The sequence below is a fragment of the Bacillota bacterium genome (assembly GCA_009711825.1).
GTDB lineage: Bacteria > Bacillota > Proteinivoracia > UBA4975 > VEMY01 > VEMY01.
Genome location: VEMY01000010.1, coordinates 28,555 through 52,358, shown reverse-complemented (window position 1 = coordinate 52,358; position 23,804 = coordinate 28,555). Strand labels below are relative to the sequence as shown.

Annotated in this window: 26 protein-coding genes; all 26 read left to right on the top strand. The window is 50.8% G+C overall.

Annotated elements, in window-relative coordinates; translation table 11 throughout:
• Positions 1 to 46 precede the first annotated feature (46 nt).
• Positions 47 to 493 (top strand): stage V sporulation protein AC, encoded by a 447-nt coding sequence (gene spoVAC / locus FH749_05045; protein MTI94841.1) that lies wholly within the window; start codon positions 47 to 49, stop codon positions 491 to 493.
• A gap of 12 nt (positions 494 to 505) precedes the next feature.
• Entirely contained in the window at positions 506 to 1,513 is a 1,008-nt protein-coding gene (gene spoVAD, locus FH749_05040; protein ID MTI94840.1) for a stage V sporulation protein AD, read from the top strand.
• Positions 1,514 to 1,867, top strand: a complete 354-nt coding sequence (gene spoVAE / locus FH749_05035) for a stage V sporulation protein AE (protein MTI94839.1) — start codon at positions 1,514 to 1,516, stop codon at positions 1,865 to 1,867.
• Positions 1,868 to 1,869: 2 nt separating this feature from the next.
• Positions 1,870 to 2,262, top strand: a complete 393-nt coding sequence (locus FH749_05030; protein MTI94838.1) for a hypothetical protein — start codon at positions 1,870 to 1,872, stop codon at positions 2,260 to 2,262.
• Between the two features lie 12 nt (positions 2,263 to 2,274).
• Entirely contained in the window at positions 2,275 to 3,744 is a 1,470-nt protein-coding gene (locus FH749_05025) for a spore germination protein (protein ID MTI94837.1), read from the top strand.
• A 6-nt stretch (positions 3,745 to 3,750) separates the two neighbouring features.
• Positions 3,751 to 4,674 carry a hypothetical protein gene (locus FH749_05020; protein ID MTI94836.1) on the top strand — a complete coding sequence of 308 codons (924 nt, stop codon included), beginning with the start codon at positions 3,751 to 3,753 and terminating at the stop codon, positions 4,672 to 4,674.
• Positions 4,671 to 5,783, top strand: a complete 1,113-nt coding sequence (locus FH749_05015; GenBank protein MTI94835.1) for a CoA protein activase — start codon at positions 4,671 to 4,673, stop codon at positions 5,781 to 5,783. The genes FH749_05020 and FH749_05015 overlap by 4 nt, the downstream gene beginning before the upstream one ends.
• Positions 5,758 to 6,726 (top strand): 2-hydroxyglutaryl-CoA dehydratase, encoded by a 969-nt coding sequence (locus FH749_05010; protein ID MTI94834.1) that lies wholly within the window; start codon positions 5,758 to 5,760, stop codon positions 6,724 to 6,726. The genes FH749_05015 and FH749_05010 overlap by 26 nt, the downstream gene beginning before the upstream one ends.
• Positions 6,727 to 6,841: 115 nt before the next feature.
• Positions 6,842 to 9,472 carry a CBS domain-containing protein gene (locus tag FH749_05005; GenBank protein ID MTI94833.1) on the top strand — a complete coding sequence of 877 codons (2,631 nt, stop codon included), beginning with the start codon at positions 6,842 to 6,844 and terminating at the stop codon, positions 9,470 to 9,472.
• A 1-nt stretch (position 9,473) separates the two neighbouring features.
• Positions 9,474 to 10,136, top strand: a complete 663-nt coding sequence (locus tag FH749_05000; GenBank protein MTI94832.1) for a site-2 protease family protein — start codon at positions 9,474 to 9,476, stop codon at positions 10,134 to 10,136.
• Positions 10,100 to 10,888, top strand: a complete 789-nt coding sequence (locus tag FH749_04995) for a hypothetical protein (GenBank protein MTI94831.1) — start codon at positions 10,100 to 10,102, stop codon at positions 10,886 to 10,888. The genes FH749_05000 and FH749_04995 overlap by 37 nt, the downstream gene beginning before the upstream one ends.
• Positions 10,875 to 11,390 carry an SMC-Scp complex subunit ScpB gene (gene scpB / locus FH749_04990; GenBank protein MTI94830.1) on the top strand — a complete coding sequence of 172 codons (516 nt, stop codon included), beginning with the start codon at positions 10,875 to 10,877 and terminating at the stop codon, positions 11,388 to 11,390. The genes FH749_04995 and scpB overlap by 14 nt, the downstream gene beginning before the upstream one ends.
• A 71-nt stretch (positions 11,391 to 11,461) precedes the next feature.
• On the top strand, positions 11,462 to 12,163 hold the full coding sequence (locus FH749_04985; GenBank protein ID MTI94829.1) for a DUF2953 domain-containing protein: 702 nt from the start codon (positions 11,462 to 11,464) through the stop codon (positions 12,161 to 12,163).
• Positions 12,099 to 12,575: a sporulation protein YtfJ gene (ytfJ, locus tag FH749_04980; GenBank protein ID MTI94828.1), complete on the top strand. Its 477-nt coding sequence runs from the start codon at positions 12,099 to 12,101 to the stop codon at positions 12,573 to 12,575. Before FH749_04985 ends, ytfJ begins: the two co-directional genes overlap by 65 nt.
• A gap of 53 nt (positions 12,576 to 12,628) precedes the next feature.
• On the top strand, positions 12,629 to 13,786 hold the full coding sequence (locus FH749_04975) for a D-alanyl-D-alanine carboxypeptidase (GenBank protein MTI94827.1): 1,158 nt from the start codon (positions 12,629 to 12,631) through the stop codon (positions 13,784 to 13,786).
• Entirely contained in the window at positions 13,779 to 14,366 is a 588-nt protein-coding gene (locus tag FH749_04970) for a nucleoside recognition protein (protein MTI94826.1), read from the top strand. The genes FH749_04975 and FH749_04970 overlap by 8 nt, the downstream gene beginning before the upstream one ends.
• Positions 14,366 to 14,896, top strand: coding sequence for a spore maturation protein (locus FH749_04965; protein ID MTI94825.1), 531 nt, complete (start codon positions 14,366 to 14,368; stop codon positions 14,894 to 14,896). The genes FH749_04970 and FH749_04965 overlap by 1 nt, the downstream gene beginning before the upstream one ends.
• Positions 14,897 to 15,005: 109 nt before the next feature.
• The gene (locus FH749_04960) at positions 15,006 to 15,434 is read left to right on the top strand and encodes a hypothetical protein (GenBank protein MTI94824.1); all 429 of its coding nucleotides are present in this window, start codon (positions 15,006 to 15,008) and stop codon (positions 15,432 to 15,434) included.
• Between the two features lie 66 nt (positions 15,435 to 15,500).
• The gene (locus FH749_04955) at positions 15,501 to 16,958 is read left to right on the top strand and encodes a hypothetical protein (GenBank protein ID MTI94823.1); all 1,458 of its coding nucleotides are present in this window, start codon (positions 15,501 to 15,503) and stop codon (positions 16,956 to 16,958) included.
• Between the two features lie 12 nt (positions 16,959 to 16,970).
• On the top strand, positions 16,971 to 18,248 hold the full coding sequence (locus FH749_04950; protein MTI94822.1) for an FAD-dependent oxidoreductase: 1,278 nt from the start codon (positions 16,971 to 16,973) through the stop codon (positions 18,246 to 18,248).
• Between the two features lie 18 nt (positions 18,249 to 18,266).
• Complete coding sequence (locus tag FH749_04945; protein ID MTI94821.1) at positions 18,267 to 19,682, top strand: hypothetical protein; 1,416 nt, start codon at positions 18,267 to 18,269, stop codon at positions 19,680 to 19,682.
• 55 nt (positions 19,683 to 19,737) lie between these two features.
• On the top strand, positions 19,738 to 19,995 hold the full coding sequence (locus FH749_04940; GenBank protein MTI94820.1) for a DUF2619 domain-containing protein: 258 nt from the start codon (positions 19,738 to 19,740) through the stop codon (positions 19,993 to 19,995).
• Positions 19,996 to 20,072: 77 nt separating this feature from the next.
• Positions 20,073 to 20,300 (top strand): hypothetical protein, encoded by a 228-nt coding sequence (locus FH749_04935; protein ID MTI94819.1) that lies wholly within the window; start codon positions 20,073 to 20,075, stop codon positions 20,298 to 20,300.
• A gap of 225 nt (positions 20,301 to 20,525) precedes the next feature.
• Entirely contained in the window at positions 20,526 to 20,957 is a 432-nt protein-coding gene (locus tag FH749_04930; protein ID MTI94818.1) for a hypothetical protein, read from the top strand.
• Positions 20,958 to 21,027: 70 nt separating this feature from the next.
• Complete coding sequence (locus FH749_04925; protein ID MTI94817.1) at positions 21,028 to 22,458, top strand: hypothetical protein; 1,431 nt, start codon at positions 21,028 to 21,030, stop codon at positions 22,456 to 22,458.
• A gap of 30 nt (positions 22,459 to 22,488) precedes the next feature.
• Positions 22,489 to 23,775, top strand: a complete 1,287-nt coding sequence (locus tag FH749_04920) for an FAD-dependent oxidoreductase (protein ID MTI94816.1) — start codon at positions 22,489 to 22,491, stop codon at positions 23,773 to 23,775.
• Positions 23,776 to 23,804: the final 29 nt, after the last annotated feature.

The following is a 23,804-nucleotide window of genomic DNA, read 5'->3' as shown; positions in this document are numbered from 1 at the left end:
GAATATTTTGTTTGCGCGGGTGAAAACTATTTTTTGAGGTGAGCCGATGAACAAGTTATTATCTGACCAAAACTCCTATCAGAATGTATTGAATCAGAAGATGCCGAAACCGAATTTGCCCCGAAATTTAGCGCTATCCTTTGTCGTTGGCGGGGGGATCTGTGTTTTGGGACAGTTCATACAGAATATTTATATTAATTACTTTAACTTTTCCCCGGACCGGGCGGGCGACCCGACAATTACAACGATGATTTTTCTCGGCGGCCTATTGACCGCGCTTGGCGTGTTTGACAGGATAGCTCGCTTTGCAGGCGCAGGGACTGCGGTGCCGGTCACCGGCTTTGCCAACTCCATGGTCAGCGCGGCCCTGGAGTTTAAACGGGAGGGGTATGTCCTGGGTGTCGGCAGTAAGATGTTTATCCTGGCAGGTTCGGTGATTGTCTTCGGTGTTGTTGCTGCGTTTATCATCGGCTTGATTTCAGCGTTAATTTAGGGAGACGGTTTAATGGTATCCAAACTAGGCAAACAAACGTTGATGTTTACTGGCAAGCCGACAATCACTGGATATGGCACAGTAGCCGGGCCGAAGGAGGGGCAGGGACCGGTTGGTTCGTACTTTGACAAGGTTTTCCCCGACATGATTTTGGGGGAGAAAAGTTTTGAGAAGGCAGAGCGAAAGCTGATGGGTACCGCAGTGGAACTGGCGGTGGAAAAAGCGGCCCTGACCAATGAGCAGATAGATTTATTTATAGCCGGGGATCTATTGAACCAGATCATCACTGCTAATTTCAGCGCCCTGCGCCTGGGCGCGCCGTTTATGGGTATTTACGGCGCCTGTTCGAGCTTTGCCCAGGGTTTGCTTTTGGGGGGCCTGTTCGTGGATTCAGGTGGCGCCCAGAATGTGGTTACTGCAACTTCCAGTCATAACTGCAGTGCTGAACGGCAGTATCGCTACCCGACGGAGTACGGCGCCCAACTGCCACCCTGGTCTCAGCATACAGTTACCGGCGCTGCCGCCTGTGTTGTCTCCGCCACCGGCGCCGGCAACACCTTGGAGATGGCTACCATCGGCAAGGTCCAAGACCTAGGCGTTAAGGATCCGTTCAACATGGGCGGAGCAATGGCGCCGGCGGCCGCCGATACCATTTTTAAGCATCTGGAGGAAACCGGTCGTCAGCCCGGTGATTACGACTTGATTGTCACCGGCGATCTGGGGAAGGTAGGCCGGGAGATGGTATTGGAGATTGCCCAGCGTCAAGGGGTGGATTTAAGCCAGAATTACCGGGATTGCGGCGAACTCATTTATAGCAAAGAACAGCAGATGAATGCAGGCGGTAGTGGTTGCGCATGTTCGGCGCTGGTCACGCTGGGATTGTTGTTTAATCAGAATTACAAGCGGATTTTGGTGGTGGCCACTGGCGCCCTGCATAGTCCGACAACTTATCAACAGCAAGAAAACATTCCAACAGTGGCGCATGCGGTTTCGATAAACTTTGCTGGAGGAGGAAATTAAATGGGCACATATCTGACAGCGTTTTTGGTCGGCGGCGCTATTTGTATGATTGGTCAGCTATTGTTTGACCTCACTAAGCTGACACCGGCGCATGTGCTCGTCCTATTCGTTGTCGTCGGGGCGATACTTGGCGGCTTGGGTCTCTACCAACCGTTGATTGAGTTTGCTGGCGCAGGGGCGACGATCCCCATCTCAAGCTTTGGCAACTCGCTTGTTAAAGGTGCGATGGCGGAAGCGGCCCGTACGGGACCGATAGGAGTTTTAACTGGAATATTTGAGCTGACCAGTTCCGGCATAACCGCTTCGATAATTTTCGCATTTCTGTTTGCCTTGGTCTTTAATCCCAAGGGCTGAATATGGTCAGACTGGACGTTCTGGGCATTCTCCTGACCGTGTTTCTGCTGGGGCCGGCAAATTGGCGCTGGTCGCTGTTGGCGATGGCAATTGCCAAAGGAGCGACATTGTTGCTTTTGGTGTTTGGGCAAGCCCCGGTTATTGCTTATACCATGGGGGGAATGTTTAATCAGTTGGAACTTGATGGGCAGCTGGTCAAGGCGATACTGCTGATTTTTGCCGGTCCTGTCGCCTGTTACAGCTTTGTGCGTTTTCAGACTTCCCGTCCCTTTGGGGATAAAAATTTGTTTGCCCAGCTTCTCCCCTGGAGCGAGCTGGAAAACCCGCTTCGTGTCACAGTTGTGAAGTATGCGCTATTTTCAGCGCTGTTCAACATAGTTTCATACTTTGTTTAGGGTGGTTGAGCCATGGGGGATAAACGTCCGATTGCGAAGGATTTGGAAACCAATGTATCGCACCTAAAATCGGAACTGGGCATCGGGGTCAGCTTTGACGTTATTGTCCGAGAGTTTTTGATTGGCGGGAAAAAAGCTGCCCTGTTTTTTGTTGACGGGTTTGCGAAAGACGATATGTCCTTGTTCATTATGAACAACCTGTTCCGGGTGCTCAGGGAACAAGTTGCCGTAAAACCGATTGACAAGCTGATTAACAGCCATATCCCTTATATCGAAGTGGATGAATTGGAGGCTATCGATGAGGCAATCACCAAAATTCTCTCGGGAGCGCTTGTCTTATTTATCGACGGCGAAGACCGGGCGATCGAAATCGACGCCCGTGAGTACCCTGCCCGTTCGCCGGAAGAACCGGATGTTGAGCGGGTAACCCGCGGGTCCCGGGACGGGTTTGTCGAAACGATGGTTTTCAACACCGCCTTGATTCGGCGACGCATTCGTGATCCCCGCTTGCGGGTGGAACATTTGGAGGTGGGACGTCGTTCTGCCACTGATGTGGCGCTGGTCTATTTACAGGATGTGGCCAATCCGGATTTGGTGGATACAATTCGGGAGCGAATTGAAAAAATCGATGTTGACGGTCTGCCAATGGCCGAGAAATCCTTGGAGGAATTTATCTCCCGTACCGGCTACAGTCCCTTCCCCCGGGTCCGGTATACTGAGCGTCCTGATGTCGCGGCGGTGCACGTGTTGGAAGGCCATGCGGTAATTGTAGTCGACGCATCACCCAGTGTTATGATTGCGCCGACAACGGCGTTTCATCACCTGCAGCATGCCGAAGAATACCGGCAGATACCGCTTTATGGGACATATATTCGTTGGGTTCGTTCCTTTGCCATCCTCTTGTCCTTGATAGCGACACCGCTTTGGCTGGCCTTTGCCTACCAATCGGAACTGCTGCCGGCGCCCCTAGCGTTCATCGGAGCCGAAGATGTGGGGCCGATACCGCTTTACTTGCAGTTTTTCATCGCTGAAATAGGGCTGGATATGATTCGCATGGCAACGATACACACACCATCGCCGTTAGCTACTGCCTTGGGGATTATCGCTGCGTTTTTGATTGGCGATATAGCCATCAGTGTCGGCCTGTTGGTGCCGGAGGTTATTTTGTACCTGGCCGCCGCAGCGATCGGCACCTTTGCTACTCCCAGCATGGAATTGGGCAACACCATCAGGATTTTCCGGCTTTTGTTATTGGGTCTGGCGGCTGTGTTTCAAGTCGCCGGAGTAGTTGCCGGCATAGTGTTATTGTTCATCTGGACGGCCGCCACAAAATCTTTTGGCGTTCCCTACCTCTGGCCGCTGCTCCCCTTTAACGGTCAAGCATTGAAGGCAATTATTCTCAGAAAGCCGGTCCCGGTCAGCAAATCCCGACCGAGCGTGATCAAACCCCAAGATCAGGATAGGATTGACAATCGGAGGTGAGCTTTTATGCGCATCGGCATTCCCCGGGCGTTACTGTATTACAATTTTTATCCGGCGCTGAGCAGATTGCTGGAAGCGACCAAGGCAGAAATTGTTATCAGTTCGGAAACTAACAAACAAAAACTGGAACAGGGTCTGACCCTGTGCGAAGATGAAGTCTGTCTGCCGGTGAAGGTGCTCATGGGCCATGTTATGACCCTCGCTGAACAAAATGTGGATGGATTATTTATGCCACGAATGATTAGTTTGGAAAGGAGCCGTTACATCTGCCCTAAATTCCTCGGATTGCCAGACATGGTGCGTTCCAGCCTTGGTAAAGATATTCAGGTGTTAAGTCCCACCGTCAATCTCAGCTGGGGCAAGCTGCGTATGTTTCGGGAGGGCTTGAAGTCAGCCGGGCCATGGCTCAGGCACCCGCTGGCCTTGTGGCGCAGTTTTCGGGCTGCGGAGTCGGAACAGCTTGCCCATCAACAGCAGTTGGCAGCGGCCTTTGCCCAGCCCCAAGGCACAAGCAAGCGGGTGGCAGTGCTGGGCCATGCCTATAATATTTTTGATGGTTATATAAATTACGACCTTTTGAAGAACCTGCAAACCATGGGAGTTGAGACGCTGACAGTGGAAAATTTCTCCCGGGCAGCCATTGAAGAAGGCGCCCGGGATCTGTCCAAAGACCTATTCTGGAGCTATGGCCGGGATATTGTCGGCGCCGCTTTCTATTGCCTCCGGCGCCGTGCAGTGGATGGGGTGATTATTGTCGCTTCATTTGGATGCGGACCAGATTCACTGATTACTGAGATTATCGAACGGCGATTTTCCCAGGCCGGCATCCCTTTGATGTCAATTGTTCTCGATGAACACTCGTCAGGCACCGGCTTGATTACCCGGCTTGAGGCATTTACTGACATGCTGCACTGGAGGGATGCCAATTGAAGATTACCTTTCCCCATCTCGGTTATTGCTCAATTCCATTGCGGACATTATTTGCTGAGTTGGGGCACACAGTGATTGTGCCTCCGCCCATCAGCCAGAAGACGATAAGCCTGGGAACATTGCATGGGCCGGAATTTGCATGCTACCCATTGAAACTAGGTCTAGGCAACTTTATCGAGGCCTTGGAGGCAGGCGCCGATACATTGATTATGGGGGGCGGGATTGGCCCCTGTCGGTTTGGTTATTACGCCCAGGTCCAACAAGACATCCTCCGCTCCCTGGGTTATGAATTTGAAATGATTGTGATAGAACCACCTTTGGGACATTTCCGACAGGTGGTGGCTGCCGCTGGCCGTTTAAAACAAAAAAATAGTTGGATGCAACTGGCCCAGGCAGCCAGCTTTGCCCTGGCAAAACTTCGGGCCTGTGATGATTTGCATCAATTGAGCTTGAAAATCCGGCCCCGGGTAGAGAACAAAGCGGTTCTGGCAAATCTCTACAATCGCGCCCTGACGGCAATCGATGCTGCCGACAGCCACCGAACATTAAAAACTGTGGCGAACCGCTTCCAGGAAAACATAAAAGCTTTGCCCCAGACCAGGGTAGAGCCCTTGAAAGTGGCCCTGGTGGGGGAAGTATATCTGCTGGCCGAACCGGCAGCAAATTTGGCAATTGAAGAGAAATTGGGGAATCTGGGCGTTGAAGTAATTCGCCATGTTTATATTTCAAGCTGGTTGAAGGTAAATATTTTGCTGGACTTTTTGCGTCTAAGGCGCAAAGAGAGCGCAGAGCAGGCGGCACGTCCATATTTAAACTGTTTTGTCGGTGGCCACGGTCAACATTCTGTAGGAGAAACTATTCAGGCAGTACGGGACGGCCTGGACGGAGTTGTTCATGTCTATCCCTTTACATGCACTCCGGAAATTGTCGCCAGGGGAATAATGCGAACCTACGCCGCCGAAAAAAATATGCCCCTGATTTGTTTTTCATTGGATGAGCACTCCGCCGAGGCGGGCTTTAATACACGCCTTGAAGCTTTTGTTGATGTAATGCAACGCAAGAACGGACAAGGGGAGTTGACTGATGAGCAAGCTCTACATGGGATTTGATGTCGGGTCTGTCAGCACCAATGTTGCGCTGGTTGACCAAACTGGAGAAGTGGTCTACACACTGTATAAGCGCACACAGGGGGCGCCGATTCGCACTATTAAAGCCGCCCTAAAAGAAGTGGCGACGGAGTTTGGTGAAGCGAAGATTGCCGGGGTTGGAAGCACTGGCAGCGGTCGCTCGCTGGCGGCAGTGATGCTGGGCGCCGACCTTGTTAAAAACGAGATTACAGCCCACGCGGTGGCAGCTGGACATATCTGCCCCGGGGTCAATACCGTATTGGAAATCGGTGGTCAGGACTCAAAGTTAATTATCTTGCAGCATGGCGTTGTAACGGATTTCGCGATGAACTCTGTCTGTGCCGCCGGCACCGGTTCATTTCTTGACCAGCAAGCTGCACGGTTGGGGATACCAATTGAAGAATTTGGCGACTTGGCCGAGCAGTCTCAAAATCCGGTACGTATAGCCGGCCGCTGTTCTGTGTTTGCAGAATCGGATATGATTCATAAACAACAGATGGGAAACGATATTGCCGATATTGTCGCCGGGCTCTGCGCAGCGCTGGTGAGAAATTACCTGAACAATCTGGGCAAGGGTAAAATCCTTAAGGCACCGGTTGTGTTTCAGGGCGGCGTCGCTGCTAACAAGGGGATAAAAAAAGCATTTGAAGATGCACTTGGTGTGGAAGTGATGGTACCCCAGCATCATGGTGTAATGGGCGCTGTAGGCAGCGCCTTGCTGGCCCGGGCCCATGTGGCGGATAAGCCCAGCCGGTTTCTCGGATTTGGCATCAGCGAGCTGGAGTATGCCAGTCGCAGTTTTGAGTGCGCTGACTGCCCAAATAACTGCGAGGTTGTTGAATTGACATGCGATCAGGAAGTGGTGGCGCGTTGGGGTGACAAATGCGGCAAATGGTCCAGTGAGACCAGTGCCCGCACCGGTTGATGTCTGGGGGCGGAGCTAATTCCAGCAGCTCCGCCTATATTCTATTATTCTACCTTTTTTGTTGCCCTGATTATGGTATAATATCCGGTAGACCGCATTTGGGAGGTGAGGGGCCGTGGAGATTGTTAGCACCCATGCAGGAACTGATTTTGACGCTCTGGCGGCCATGGTTGCCTGTACGCGCTTACATAGGGACGCAAAGATGGTCCTCCCTGGGTCAATGCGCACCAATGTCCGTGAATTTGTGGCCCTGCATCGTGACTCATATCAGTTTTATCGTCCTTCGCAATTAAATCTGGATGCTTGTTCGGTTTTATATATGGTGGACACCGCTGACTGTGTTCGCCTTGGCGCTGCGGCTGGACTCTGTGAACGGGCAGAGAAAATTGTCGTATATGATCACCATCCCGGCCCGCTCAGCCCCGGTCAAACCGGCGTTCGAGAACCATTGGGAGCCGCAACGACGATTCTGGTGGAGAAGTTGCGGGAGCAGGGGGTTGCCCTCAGCCAGCTGGATGCCACATTGTTTATGTTGGGAATCTACGAGGATACCAACTGTCTGATCCTGGACACCACCACTGTAAGAGATCTGCAGGCCGCTGCCTGGTTGCTGGCCCAGGGCGCTAACCTCAATGAAGTTGATAAGTATGTCAACAGGCCCCTTAGCGAGGGAGAACGAGAGTTATTTGAAGAAATGCTTGCAGCCAGCAGCATTGAAGCGATTAATAATCGCAGTGTTTTGGTCACCGTGGCCAATGTCCCCGAATATGTCGGTGGTTTGGGACGGCTCACCCAGCGCCTCAGCGAACTGGAAGCTTGTGACTTGGCGATTAGCATTGTCCAAATGGAGGACCGGGTGCATTTAGTTGGCCGGAGCCTGAATCCCGGTCTGAATTTGCTGGAGCTATTGGCGCCGATGAATGTAGCCGGGCATCCCGGTGCGGTGGCGCTTACGATTCAGGGACAGTCTCCGGGCGATATCCGGGAGCGCGTACTCTCTATTCTCCGGGAAAAACTTGAAATCGGTAAAATTGCCAGCGATGTGATGTCGGCGCCTGTAAAAACCATCGATGAAAATAAACCGATTGCTGATGCCAACCGGCTGCTTCTGCGATACGGACATACAGGCATGCCGGTGATCAACGATTTTAAACAATTGGTCGGGGTCATCTCACGCCGGGATGTCGATAAAGCGATGCGTCACGGCCTTGGCCATGCTCCGGTCAAGGGCTATATGTCGCGCAATGTGGTTACCGTCAAACCGGATACGCCTTTGGAATCTGTAACCCATTTGATAATCCACAATGATATTGGGCGCCTGCCGGTGCTGGAAAAAAATCAGCTGGTGGGTATCATTACCCGCACGGATATTTTGCGCCAGATTCACGGCGAATCTGCGCCCCGCTGGCATCGCGCTCTCTACAGCGAGGTCGATTTCCGGATTGCCGACAAGGTAAATAATGTTACCCAGCTAATTAATAATCGCCTGCCCAAACGGCTACAGGGGCTGTTGTTACTCCTGGGCCAAAAGGCAGATAAAGAGGGATTTAAAGTATATGCCATCGGCGGCTTTGTCCGGGATTTAATCCTCGGTCTGCCCAATTACGATTTGGACCTTGTTGTTGAGGATAACGCAATCAAATTCGCCAGTCTGCTACCGCCGCTTTTAGGGGGCAAACTCCATGTCCATGAGGAGTTTGGCACCGCGTGCCTGACACTGCCCGACGGCTTTCAAATTGATTTTGCTACTGCTCGCATGGAATTTTACCAATTCCCTGCCGCTCAGCCGGAAGTTGAACAGACATCAATTAAACATGACTTGTACCGTCGAGATTTTACCATCAACACGATGGCGATTTGCCTTAACAGCAGCAGCTTTGGAAAGTTCTTGGACTTCTTTGGCGGCTATGAGGATTTGGAGGCCGGGTTGATTCGGGTGCTTTACAATCTCAGTTTTGTCGAGGATCCAACCCGGATTTTGCGGGCTGTGCGTTTTGCCGGGCGCTATGGCTTTTCGATTGAAGCTCAAACCGGCGTGTTATTGGAGAACGCGATACGTGACCGCATACTGACCCGGGCGCCTGCCGCCCGTATCGGACATGAATTGCGCCTGTTATTTCAAGAACCCAATGTTCCTGCCTTGCTGGAGACTGCTCATGAGTTAGGGATTATCAAGGGTATATTTCCCGATTTGGAGTTGTCGGAATCTTTATCTGAACAAGTTCTTGCTGCCGGACAGGTACTTGACTGGAATGAGCAACTGGGCGACCCAGTTCACCCAGCATGGCTGATTTATCCACTGCTTTTGCTTCGGCAGGTCGATACCCAGAAGCGGAAAGAACACAGCGAACGCATGGGACTTACGGCCGCTGAGCTCAAGGATGTGTTATTAGTCTTGGAACAGGCGGATACCATCGGTAGTCAACTCAGCGTCAGAGATTTGAGGGACAGTACGATTTATCAGTTGTTGCAGGGCTGGCCGGTGGTCGGATTGCTGGCGCTTATGGCGATTTTTCACGACCAACAGCGCTTGCGTTCCCGGGTTGTGTTTTACTTAGAAGAACTGGCTGATGTGGAGCTGGATATCAACGGCCATGACTTGCTAAACCTTGGGTTCAAACCAGGACCGGTAATCGGCAGGGTGCTGCAGGCACTGAAGCGGGCTCTGCTGGATGGCGAGATTAACTCCCGGGAGCAGCAACTGTCCTTGGCACGGGAACTATTGACATGGCAAGAGGGGGAGTAAAATGTTCAACAATTTGACTAGTCTGCTGAACGACGCGATTTACCTGGCGCCGGCATTGTTATTGACAATTACATTTCATGAATATGCCCATGGCAAGGTAGCGGATATGCTGGGGGACCCTACGCCCCGGGCAAACGGCCGCCTGACTTTAAACCCTATTACCCATATCGACCCACTTGGGCTGATAATGTTAATCTTGGTTCGTTTTGGCTGGGCAAAGCCGGTGCCCGTGAACCCCATGTACTTCCGGGGTGACCGCCGGCGGGGAATGCTGTTGGTGGCCGTGGCCGGACCGCTGACCAATTTCTTTTTTGCCTTTGTGGCCGGTGTCGGCTGGACCCTTGCCCATCCACTTTTCAACTTATTTGGGCCGGCCAGTTTCCACTTGTGGCGCTTTTTTGACTATTTCCTGATATATAATGTTTTCTTGGGTTTATTTAATCTTTTGCCAATTCCTCCCCTTGACGGGTCGAAGATACTTGCCAGTGTGCTGCCCCCGCGGTATGCGTACCAGTTTGCCCAGTTGGAACAGTATGGATTTTTAATTCTGATGTTGGTGCTGATCACCCGGGCCCACACATTTTTCCTGATTCCAGCGGCTAACTTTTTAATGAGCCTGGTTTTCACATTTTCCCAATATCTTGTTCTACCGTTTTTGGGGTGAGGGCTGTGAAAGCATTCAATTTGCAACCCGCAGCCAGTGGCTTTCAAGTTCAACAGGCTGCTTTTGAGGGGCCGTTTGAGTTGCTTATTCATCTGCTGGAACGGGACAAGCTTGACATTAAAGACATCGTTCTCTCTGATATTACCCAGAAATACATGGAAAGCCTAAAAGTTTTGCAGCAGTTTGATCCTGATTTGGCCAGTGATTTTATATACACTGCCGCCTGGCTATTGGAGTTAAAATCTCGGTCGCTTCTGCCCCGAGTTGAGCGGGAGCAGCTGGCTCTGCAGCAGCAGGACGACCCCCGGGAAGAATTAATTGTCAGGTTGATGGAGTATAAGCGGTTCAAAGAACTGGCTGTCGTGCTGGAGGCAAAAGCTAGTGGTGGCTACCGCGTTCATGCCCGGCCACCCGGGATGCCGGATGTAGCGGTTATAGTCCCTCAGCTCGCACCCCATTCTTTGGATAATCTGTTTTCCGCCTACAACCGCGCCTTGACAAAGGGTAAGAAGGAAGTAAGGGAACTCCCCGCCCGGGGGATGCCAGTGGCGGAACGCATTGAGGCGTTGCGTGCGCAACTGGCTCATGGACCTGCTCATTACGCGGAACTTACAAAGGGTATGGCGGTTAAAGACAGGATCGTTACTTTTTTAGCGATGCTGGAGCTGGTGCGAATGGGTGAAATTGTTGTTAGCCAGCAGAAACTATTCGGACCGATACTTTTGGAGATGAAGAGGGATGCAAATGGATAAACAGATGGTTGCCGCCTTGGAGGCTGTGCTCTTTTGTTGTGGCGATCCCATAGGTATAGACAAACTTTGTGAAGTATTTGAGGCGACACCGCTGCAGCTAAATCAGTGGCTGGAGCAGCTTGAGGCTGAACTGGACCAGCGGGGGATAGAACTACGGCGCTTGGAGGACGAGGTGCAGCTGGTAACACGTCCGTTGTATAATGTCTACATCGAACGTTTGTTAGACCGGCAGCGACCGTCGCGCCTGTCGTCCCCGACCTTGGAGACTTTAGCAATTATCGCCTACCGCCAGCCGATTACACGCCCGGAGATTGAAGAGATCCGTGGTGTCAAGGTTGAGAAGGCGCTGCATACCCTTTTATCCTATGATTTAATCACTGAGGTTGGCCGTAGGGAGACACCGGGCCGGCCGATTCTATACGGCACCACCGATCAGTTCCTCAGACATTTTGGGATCACTGATCTAGCTGATTTACCAGAACCAAAAAGCGAGAAGTCTTGATGGCAGCAAAGTCTGCCATTTTTTGCATTTTAGTTTCACACCGGGGCATACTAAACCGGTGGTGAGAGCTGATGGAACAGTACCTTGTTGTTTGGTGGGCAATAATAATACCAGTGATTTTGGTATCGCCGGTGCACGTTTGGCTGGATTACCGGCATCGGGGGAAGACAGAAGACTCTTTATCCCTGCGAATCAGCTGGCTGTGGGGGCTGGGAAGTTTCAGTTTTCAGGTGCCGGTGATACATACTGAAAAATCCGGTGTTGCCGTCAAGGCGGAGGCAGGCGCCCGCAAAAAGAATATTAAGTTTCCATTTAAACTATCGCTCCGTGATATCTTATTTATGTCGGCCAACTTTAAGTATCTTAAATCGCCTTTGGACAAATACTTACGTTTTTCCCGAGTGTTCTTAAAAATTGAGCGCTTTGTCTGGCATACAGAGTTGGGCATCTGGGATAGCGCCCGACTGGGGCAGCTAATTGGCGTGGTCTGGTCAGCCAAAGGTATGATATCTGGAATGCTTGGCAGATATCTCAAATTCAAAAAAACCCCTGTTCTCCGCGTCCTGCCAATGTTCAACACCAGTCGCTTTCGAACGGTGGTCAGTTGTATATTAGTTTTTCCAGTGGGCTATATTATAATTGCCGCGATATTTGGCATTTATATGGTGGTAAAGGTTAAACTATTGACAAAACGAAGGGGTGAAGCTGATGTCAGAACATCCAATTCAGGGATTGATGAAGACTGCCATGGAAAGTATCAAGGAAATGGTTGATGTAAACACCGTCATCGGTGATGCCGTAGAAACACCTGAGGGCAGTGTAATCATTCCTGTTTCAAAGTTGGGTCTGGGGTTCGCCGCCGGCGGCAGCGAGTTTGATAAAGCTGGTGACAATCACCATCTCCCATTTGGAGGTGGCAGCGGTGGTGGCGTTTCTGTACAGCCGGTGGGGTTTTTGGTGGTCGGAAGCAATGGAGTGCGTCTTTTGCCGGTGAGCAATAGCGCGCTTTATGATCGTCTGATTGATTTAGTTCCCCAGGTTATGGAAAAAGTTCAGTCCGCTGTTGCCAATGGCGGTGATAGTTCGGGCGGCATGCAGCAGATGCGCGCTCAACAGCAAAAATTAGAGAAGCAGATTGAAGAGCTGCGGAACGAATTACAGCAACGGACAATGCCCCCTTCCTAGGGGGTTTTTTTGTTGCCCTCATAAACAACTCCCCGCCTTGAATATACATACAGATGGGGGTGGGACGATTGAAAACCATTGGCAAGCTCTTGTTAATCAGCCTGCTATTAATATTAATCGCTGGTGTGGCAGTGGCAGAGCAGTCAGATGACGGTGTTGATACGATTGTTTCTGAATCTTTTATCTTGTTGGAAGCCTCCAGTGGACGGGTTCTATACGAAAAAAACTCCCGAGAACAAAGTTTGATAGCCAGCACCACCAAATTGATGACAGCCATAGTTGCGCTTGAGCTTAGTGAATTGGATGAAATTGTGACGATTGAACCCGAAAGTACGGGCATCGAGGGATGCTCAATCTATCTTGAGCCAGGTGAACAGCTGACAATGCAGGATCTACTATACGGACTGATTCTGCGTTCAGGAAATGATGCGGCTATGGCGATTGCCAGGCATGTGGGGGGCGATGAGCGACAGTTCGCTGCGCTGATGAACAGAAAAGCGTGGGAACTGGGAATGAAGGACACTAGTTTCGCCAATCCCCACGGACTGGACGCAGAGGAACATTATTCCTGCGCCCATGATCTGGCGATTCTTGCCCGGGAGGTCTTAAGACATCCGGTGTTGCGGGAAATATGCGCCACCGAAACTTATGTCAGTCGCGAACTGACCACTGGCCGGCCGCGGGTAATGTATAACAGCAACAAATTGTTGGAGCGGGATCCTCGGGCGTTGGGTTTAAAGACCGGCTGGACTGAAGCCGCCGGGGCGTGTCTGGTGGCTGCTGCCGCAGAGGATGGTATGGAATTAATTGCGGTGGTAATGGACACCCAGGCGCTTTATTCCGACGTAATGAAACTTTTTAATTATGGATTTGACAAAGTTGATATGAAGACTGTGATTGACGCAGGCAAAACTGTGACAGTACTGCCTGTGAGGGGCGGCGTTGAGCGCCGCGTGCCGGTGCAGCTGGCGCGGCAGGTGTCGTTTCCAGTTTACGCCAATGAAATGATTAATTATGAAGTAATTCCAGACCTGCCGGCGAGACTAGAAGCCCCGCTAACAGTCGGCGAGGTTGTGGGGACTGCACATATTTTGATCGATAACCAATGGGAGTTGAGCGCAGATTTACAGGTGGCGGCAGATGTTGACGCCAGAAGTGGCTTATTTGCCCGTATAGCCAATTGGTTGCGGGGATGGTGGCAAAATGATTAACCGCTTTTGGCTGTTTTTTATCTTGTCGGGAATTCTGGTTGCCGCCATCAGTGGCAATATAGGCGATATCACGCCTGTAATTCTCGATACCGCCGACAAAGCTGTCAGTCTGGCCATCGGCTTGATTGCCGTAATGACATTTTGGCTGGGGATTATGAAGGTGATTGAGCGCTCGGGACTCCTAAGGATAATGGTCCGGATTATGAAGCCCTTTGCCCGCTTTTTGTTTCCCGATGTTCCGCCTGAACATCCCGCAATGAGCTCAATCTTAATGACGATGAGTGCGGATATTCTTGGAATGGGAAGCGCTGCTACGCCAATGGGACTTCAGGCGATGAAGCATCTCCAAGAGCTTAATCAGGACAAAGATACAGCGTCGCCGGCAATGTGCACTTTTTTGGCGCTCAATACCTCCAGCATAACCTTAATTCCAACGACAGTGATTGCGCTTCGGGCCGCCGCCGGCTCAGTGGAACCCACACGGATTGTGGTGACGACAATTATCGCTACGGGCTGTTCAACGCTCGTGGCAATTACCTTTGATAAGATTTTCCGTACCATCAGCAGGAGGAAACAGTAATGGCGATCCTGAATGCGGTCTCTCAATGGGCGATTCCGGTGTTTATTTTTATCGTCTTGGTCTTTGCCGCCTGGCGGAGAATAAATGTCTTCGATACTTTTGTGGAAGGTGGCAAAGAGGGGTTCACCATCGCTGTGCAGTTAATTCCGATTTTGGTCGCGATGCTGGTAGCTCTGGCAATATTCCGGGAATCAGGGGCCTTCGACCTTCTGGTGGGCATAATAAGGCCTGCAACCGAAACCGTTGGTATCCCCTCAGATGTGCTGCCCTTGGCAATAATGCGGCCGATTTCTGGCAGCGGCGCTCTGGGAATGACAGCGGAGTTAATGCAGAGATTCGGCCCCGACTCGCTTCAGGGCCTGATCGCCTCCACCATGCAGGGTAGCACCGACACAACTTTTTACATTTTAACAGTTTATTTTGGCTCGGTAGGTATTCGCAGGGCCAGGTATGCCCTGACTGTGGGCTTGTTATCAGATTTAGCAGGATTTATAACTGCCGTAATCATTTGTAAATTGATGTTCGCATAATGGTATTAATAATTTCCTTACCCCCGGCCATCCGAACTATTCAGGTCGCCAGACATTTTAACGAATGTCTGGTTTTTTTGTTGGGAAAGTTAAACATGGAGGTGTTGGCATGGATCCCTATGCAAGCGGAATGTTTAAGGCGAATCCATATGCTGAGAAAACAGATGTGAAAGGCGAATTGGTTGTGGTGCTGCGCGGAAAGTATCCGCAACGAGGGCTGCAGTTAATTAAACCAAAATCCAGGGCGGTTAATCTTGGAGAAGTTCATGAATTAATTATTACCGACCAGCAAGCGCAGCCTGGAGACAAGGTTGATCCAATTGCTTATCTTGGTTTTTTTGCGATTACGGCGCCGGGGATTCTGGTGACTGGCGATCGCCTGAAGGTTGCAGGTAAAGAGGTGGGAATGTTATCCGGCTTCGATGAGACGCATATGCCCAATCACTTGAATATTATTGTCTCTGGAGAGCGAATCAGTGGCGAAGAACTGGGACTAGAGCTGGGAGCAGATGTTGTTTTTCAGCAGGGTGAATATTAGGCAATTCGAGTTACGCATACTACCTGTAGGCTTTGAAAAATTATTCCTGAGGAGGCTACCAAGTTAATGGCGGATAAGTTTAAGTTTCAAATGTACAAACATTTACAGCAAAGCATCCCCAAAATTTATGAAGAGGCGCGCAAGGCGGCAGATGAAATCGGTGTTCCATCGGAATTAAGGGGCAAGTTTGGCTTGACTGGCGCCATCTCCGGATGCCCGGCGCCTTTGCGCAACGATATCCGAAATTTTATCGAAGAAGGAGTCACCGAAGTTATCCCCCTGGCCAAGCTCGTTGACGACATCAGAGACTTGGTGAAGTCCGTTTATGGTGACGAATACGATGCCTGCCCGGTAAATACGTGTGAGGCGGGAATTTGGGTTTCATTTGATACTCTGTTCACGCCGCCAATGCAGGGGCGAGGTGACAACTACCGCGCTCGCTATATCGCCCCGTATGAAAAACATTTGCATCACCAGGGTTCATATGGCCGTCCGTTCCCGGGTCGGTTTAAAGACATTCTTGCTGATCGGGGGTCAACACCGGGCGAACTTGGTTTTTATGGCAAGCGCCAGAACAATACCGACACAATTATCGTGCCGCTGGAAGGTGCTAGATATGATGTTCACGGTATAAAATACTGGCCGGTGCCACTATTGACAGAAGTTGATGCTGAAGCTTCCGCTGAGAAAATTGCCATGGTCGCGGAACGGCATGCGCATTGTCTCACCGGCTTTACATCCCTTGGCTATGAAACGCCCGGCTATGGTTATGGCGAGCATGATGAGGAAGGAATACCACTGTTGCAGAAGTACCTTGCTCAGATTGCGGAAGAGTTTGATGTGCCATATATCACAGATAATGCCTGGGGGTTGCCGTTTGTTGGCACAGATATTCGTAAAACCGGTTCCCATGTAATCATTTACAGCATGGATAAGGCAACAGGATCAGCAACCAGCGGCTTGATCATCGGCAAAGAAGAATATATGGTTCCCATTCGTCGCGCTCTTGGTATGCATGGCGATCGGTGGGGCACCACAGCCTCTTACGGTAAGGCAGCATATGTGACCCAGGATCCTGGTAAAGAGGCACTGTTGGGTCAAATTGCCGCACTGCGGGCTCTCAAGGAGCGTCCGGAAGTTCTGACCAAGCCTGTTGACGACCTGTACAAAGTCGTTAAAGAGGAGTTTGATCAAATTGATTCCCGTATCGGTAAGGGTCTGATTATTTCCAAGACTTACAATTCCACCGCTGTCGAGATTAATTACGAAAAGACTTGGAAGGAAGGGCTTGGTATGCCAATATTCTCAATTGAGGATATGTATGGCGGATCCCACCTGCTGCAAACCGGTATGGCGCAAATGGGGATTATTCCAACAATCGCCTATGACGCCAATATCTATATTTCCCCGGGGCTGGGCACCACCGATGACGATGGCCAGTTGATAGAAGAACGGGCCCGCTATGCCGTTAGGGGCATGGTCAGGTTGATGGAAATTGTCGCCCGGCATGCGGGCATAATCTAAGGAGGTTGGATGATGGTTAAGGTTGGCATAATCGGTGGTGGCTGGGCTGGTACAGCCGCTGCCATCGCTGCCGCTAAGTTGGGCGCGGAAGTTGAATTAGCTGAGCGTACCGACATGTTATTGGGAACCGGCCTTGTTGGCGGAATAATGCGCAACAACGGTCGTTGGACTGCTACCGAAGAGTCAATTGCAATGGGTGGCGGCGATTTGTTCAAACTCTCTGATCAGGTATCTAGGCATCGGGAGATAGAATTCCCCGGTCACAAACATGCGTCGCTTTATGATGTCTCAAAAATTGAGCCGGCGATCCGTCGTCTTTTGGAAGAGTACGGCGTCAAGATGCATTTTGTAAACCGCGGTAAAGATGTGGAAATGAGCGGAGATACAATTAAACATGTGCAATTAGACGATGGCAGTAAGATGGAAGCGGATATATACATTGAAGCCACGGGATCTGCCGGCGGCATGGCCAATTGCACCAAATACGGCAATGGCTGCGTAATGTGCGTCTACCGCTGTCCAACCTTTGGCAGCCGGGTATCGATTTCGGCCAAGGCCGGAGTCAAAGAAAAGATGGGCAAGAAAGGGGACGGCAGCATTGGCGCCATGAGCGGTTCCTGCAAGCTGCATAAAGATTCCCTAGCTCCCGATATCGTAGACCGCTTGGACTCCACCGGTGTGGCAATAATACCAATCCCCCCCGAATTGCGTAAAGAGGGCTCGCTGGGGATTAAGGCCTGTCAACAATATGCGTTATCTGAGTTTGCAGAGAATATCATCCTTTTGGATACGGGCCACGCTAAATTGATGAGTCCATTTTATCCTTTGGAAGTGCTGCGGAAAATTCCTGGGTTTGAGGACGCACGTTTTGAAGATCCGTACTCAGGTGGCGTTGGCAATTCGATGCGTTACTTGGCTCTTTCGCCTCGCAAAAATACAATGCAGGTTGAGGGGGTAGCTAACCTGTTTTGTGGCGGGGAAAAGGCCGGCCTGTTGGTTGGTCATACTGAGGCGATAATCACCGGAACAATTGCCGGGCATAATGCCGTGCGTCAGGTAATGGGTAAAGACCTGGTTGAAGTGCCCAGAGACCTGGCGATTGGTGAAGCAATTGCCTGGGTAAACGAACAAATGCAGACCGAAGAAGGCATGACAAAAAAATATACTTTCTCCGGCGCTGTAATGTTTAAACACCTTCAGGAGAAGGATATGTATATCACAGACCGCGCGGAAGTTGCCCGCCGGGTTCGCCAGGCTGGCGTGGAGGATATTTTTGCGCAGAAGCCCTAACAGGCAGGAGGGAATAACATGGAAGGGTCTCTGACTATTGGTCATTGGATCTATATAATCACGTTGGTTGTGGTTCTCTTGGCCATGATTCTCAAACGCGATGTCGTCGTGCCCTGTATTTTGGGGATACTGCTCCTGGGCTGGTCACATCATGGGTCGCTGATTGCCGCGGTCCAGACTGTGTTCCAAGGTTTGCTCACAGCAGGGACATCGCTCTTCAACATCATGTTGATAATCGCCTTAATGGTGGCGATGCTGAAAGCGCTTCAGACCATGGGCGCTGATGTGCTGATGGTTTCACCTGTCAGACCGCTAATGAAAAACCCCAAGGTGGCCTACTGGGTGCTGGGGGCAGCAATGTATGCTGCAGCACTGTTCTTTTGGCCAACGCCAGCCACTGCTCTGGTGGCAGTGATTCTGCTGCCAATTGCAGTGCGGGCAGGCCTGCCTCCGATTGCTGCTGCCATGTCGGTAAATATCTTCGGACACGGCATGGCGTTATCCGGTGACCTTGTAATCCAGGGTGCACCAGGGATAACTGCCCGGGCGGCAGGGATACCGACAGAAGCGCTTCTCTCTGAAATTGCGATTTTGTCGTTGATCACCGGTTTGGTGGCAGGCGCTGTTGCCTACCTCCTCACGTTGCGGGATTATGGCAAGAAGCCTACCCAAGATTTTAACACCCAGGCCATCGATGAAGACAACGCAAAAAAGGTTCCAATTACCGGGGTATCAAAATTCTTCGCCGTGTTTGTGCCCGCAGTGCTGCTGTTGATTATCGTGGTAATGGTATTCGTACCAGACCCGTCTTCATCAGCCGACGCGGTTGTTAGGATACGTGGCGGTTTGTCGGAGGCGCTTTTGGGTGGAACGGCAACTCTATTGATGTTGATTGCCGGTTTTGGACGCTATGGCAATAAAGCCCTGGAGGAAATAGTCGGCTTTTTGCGGGAGGGTCTGCTGTTTGCTGCCAAGATCTTCGCGCCTGTAATTCCTATCGCCGGATTCTTTTTAATGGGTTCCGGCTCGGTTGCCGATATTTTGGGGGAAGGTGCTCCCCAATACTTGTTCGATATTGGAAACATGATAGCCGACAGTCTACCTTTGAATGCTTTTTCGCTGGCCTTTGGCAACCTGCTGATTGGCATCCTGACCGGTCTCGATGGCTCCGGGTTTAGCGGCCTGCCTTTGGTGGGTGGATTGGCCCAGGCCCTGGGCGGACCGGCTGGAGTTAATGTGGAAGCCTTGGCGGCCGTTGGGCAAATGGGCGCTGTCTGGATTGGCGGCGGTACTTTGGCGGCCTGGTCATTTGGTTTGGTGGCCACTGCCGGTGTCGCTGGGATTAATCCAATTGAGCTCGCCAGGAGAAACTTTATCCCGGTCGTAGCAGGGCTGGTTGTGTCGACATTGGTAGCGATATTGTTTATGATGTGACAAGACAAATCCCCTGGAAAAGGTTATAATGGCCCAATATAAGGGGGAATGAACGATGAACATCAATCTCATTACAATGGCCGCAATCAGAATGCTCTACGGCGTTGTCAGTCTTAGCGGCGGCTTGCTGATGTTATATTATAAGGACTTGCAGTCAGCCGTTAAAATCAACGGTATTATCGGCAGTGTCGGACCATTTGTGTTTCTGTTCGTAAGCGCCATTGGCGTTGCTGGCCTGGCAGGACAGATTGATCTACGCAAATTAGGTTTGCTGCTTATGGGAATAACGTTGATTATGCTTGCCACCAGATAAAGACCCGATAGGGGTCTTTATTTTGGTGTGCACATTTATTCCCTAAGCGCCATAATCTGAAACACGGGGGGATGAATGTGAAAAAAATTATTGTCCACGGGACCCACTGTCATGACTATGCACGCAGCGATCAGGCAATCAATATTTGGGTCAATGATATGGATGTTTTGGCCGCCCGGATATTTGCTCTAATGGAAAAGTACAATATACCCTTCTACAATGTCGAGCCACATAACACCGATTGCCCGGGACTTCGCTTTTCCTGGGAAGACCTGGAATACAATCTGTTTGTCCTCGGGCATTAGGTGTTGATGACAATGGGAAACCGGAAAGAACTTAAAGAAACTTTGGTTGTTTTGGTTTTGGGGACCATTTGGATTACTTTATTATTTTTGCTGGCAAGCTGGGTCGGAGGAATTCCATTGTTTAACTGAGAAATTTCTCAGTTTTTTTTTTATGTTTAAGCAGGAATTCCGGAACTAATGGCGAAACTTACTGTAGCTGCTCATCAATGATGAGGAGGTGAAGATGTGACGGATCCGTATAAGCAGCGAATGTTCAAGTCAGATCCTTATTTTGCAAAAGTTAACGTAACGGCTGATTTGGTGGTTGTGCTGACTGGTCAGTATGAGAATCGCAACTTAAAGTTGATAGGCCAGCCTTCCCGAGCTGTTAGTCGCTACCAGGTTCATGAGTTGATTGTAACTGATCAACATGCAAAACCGGGCGATATTGTAAACCCGATTGCGTATCTAGGATTTGTGGAGTTTACCAACAGCGGTGTTTTAGTTGCCGGTGATCAACTGAAGGTTGACGGTGAAGTGATTGGAACGATTGTGGGGTTTGATGAAACTCACATGCCCAATCACCTCAATATTGTTCTCCATGGGCAGCGCATTTGTGGAAAACAACGTGGTTTGGAGTTGGGTCAACAATTGAAATTCGTTAAGCCACCTACGTAGCTACATATTGACCCGATAAGTTCAATCTCAAAATATAAAATTTTAAGGAGTGTTTGTTGTGAAGTTCAAAATGTACAAAAAGTTACAAGCCAATACGGCTGCCATTTATCAGGAAGCTAAACAGGCTGCTGATGAGATTGGTATCCCTGCGGAGTGGCGTGGCAAATTTGGTCTTACTGGTGCTATATCCGGATGTCCGGCGCCTTTGCGCGACGACATACTCGAGTTCGCTGAAAAAGGTGCCAAAGAAGTTACGCCGCTGGCTACCTTGGTAGATGAAATTCGTGAACTGGTCAAGAGCGTCTATGGCGATGAATACGATGCCGCGCCTGTTAACACCTGCGAAGCTGGACTGTGGGTGAGCTTTGATGCTTTGTTTACTCCCCCCAATCTTGGACGGGGAGACAATTACCGCGCCCGTTATTTGGCGCCTTACGAAAAGCATCTTCATCATCATGGTGCTTATGGTCGTCCGTTCCCGCCTCGGTTCAAAGACGTGTTCGCTGACAGAGGCAGCACTCCTGGGGAGCTGGGTTTCTACGGCAAGCGTCAAAACAATACCGATGCAGTGATTGTGCCGATGGTGGGCGCAGAGTATCCAGTGCATGGCATCAAATATTGGCCGGTGCCGCTTTTGAGCAAAGTGGATGTGGACAAGACGCTGGCGAAAATCGCTAAAACAGCAGAACGCCATGCCGATTATCTAACTGGAATCACATCCCTTGGCTATGAAACTCCTGGCTACGGCTATGCCGACAAGGATAGTGAAGGTGTGCCCCGTTTGCTGAAAGGCCTAGCTGAAGTGGCCCATTCTTATGATGTGCCTTATGTAATTGACAATGCCTGGGGCTTGCCGTTTGTCGGCACCGATATCCGCAAGACCGGCGCTGATGTCTTCGTCTACAGTATGGACAAAGCGACTGGTTCGATGACCAGCGGTCTGGTCATTGGTAAAGAAGAGTATATGGTTCCAATCCGTCGCGCTCTCGGTATGCATGGCGATCGCTGGGGCACCACTGCTTCCTACGGGAAAGCTGCTTATGTAACCCAGGATCCGGGCAAAGAAGCTCTTCTCGGCCAAATTGCCGCTCTGCGGGTTCTTAGAGATAAGCCTGAAGTGCTGAAGCAGCCGGTTGATGAGCTTTACGAGATTGTCAAAGAAGAATTTTCAGCACTTGACCCCGAATTGCTCAAAGGTATTATCATCAGCAAGAGCTACAACTCCACAGCTGTGGAAGTAAACTATGAAGGAACATGGGCAAATGGCGCCGGCATCCCCATTTTCTCCATCGAAGACATGTATGCTGGTTCCCATATGCTCCAAACTGGCTTGTCTCAGATGGGCGTAATTCCCACCGTTGCCTATGATGCCAATATCTACATTTCCCCTGGTCTCGGCACAACTGATGACAATGGTCAGCTGATTGAAGAGAAGGCCCGTCTGGCTGTAAGAGCCCTGGTGCGGCTGATTCAAATCGTTTGCAAATATGCGCACGAATAAGATTATTCAACAACAAGGAGGCATAACTCAATGGTGAAAGTTCTGGTTGTTGGTGGCGGTTGGTCCGGAACGGCGGCAGCACTTGCTGCCGCCAAGGCCGGCGCCGATGTAACCTTAGTTGAACGGACAGATATGCTTTTAGGAACAGGTCTAGTTGGTGGAATCATGCGCAACAACGGCCGTTGGACTGCAACAGAAGAAGCAATTGCTTTAGGTGGCGGTGAATTGTTCCAAATCGCCGACTCAGTCTCCCGACACCGCGATATCGAGTTTCCTGGTCACAAGCATGCTTCTCTGTATGACATCGGGAAAATTGAACCGGCTGTAAAAATAGAGTTGCTGGCCCGAAGGATTGAGATTCGCCTCGAAACTACAGCTAAAGACGTTATCAAAGACGGCTCCAGGATTGTCGCCGTCAAACTCAGCGACGGCAGCAGCGTGGATGCAGATGTTGTCGTTGAAGCCACCGGTTCTGCAGGCGGAATGGCCAACTGTGGCAAATACGGCAATGGTTGCGCCATGTGCGTGCTGCGCTGTCCGACCTTTGGCGGCCGCGTAAGTATTGCCGCCAAGGCAGGTGTAGAGGAAAAAATGGGCCAAAAAGCCGATGGCTCCATTGGTGCAATGAGCGGCTCCTGCAAGCTTCTCAAAGAGTCCCTGGCGCCGGAGATTGTAAAGCAATTGGATGAGACCGGTGTTGCCGTTGTGCCGATTCCCGAGGCACTGCAAAAGGGTGAAGAGGCACTTTCATCAAAAGCGTGTCAGCAGTATGCGCTGCCTGAGTTTGCCGCCAATGTAATATTGCTGGATACCGGCCATGCAAAATTAATGGCGCCATATTTTCCCTTAGAAACCCTGAGACAGATTCCTGGCTTTGAAGAAGCCCGTTACGAAGACCCCTATTCTGGCGGCCTTGGCAACTCTATGCGTTATCTGGCGCTGGCCCCTCGGGATGATAAGCTGCAGGTACAGGGTGTCGATAACTTGTTCTGCGGTGGCGAGAAAGCTGGCCTGTTGGTCGGTCATACCGAGGCAATTATCACCGGTACACTTGCGGGGCACAATGCCGTTCGTCAGGCCCTAAACCTTGACTTGCTGGAACTGCCCCGGACTCTGATGATTGGCGAGGCAATTGCCTATGTCAGGGAACGGATGGAAACCCCTGAGGGTATGGGACAGAAGTTCACTTTCTCCGGCTCGGTATTGTTCAACCACTTGAAAGAGCTGGGTATGTATACCACCGATAAAGAGGAGGTGGCAGCCCGGGTCGATACCGTTAACTTGACAGGCGTTTTTAACCAGCAATTGGCCAAGTAATTCCCTTCCCGGGGAAAATCAACCATAAA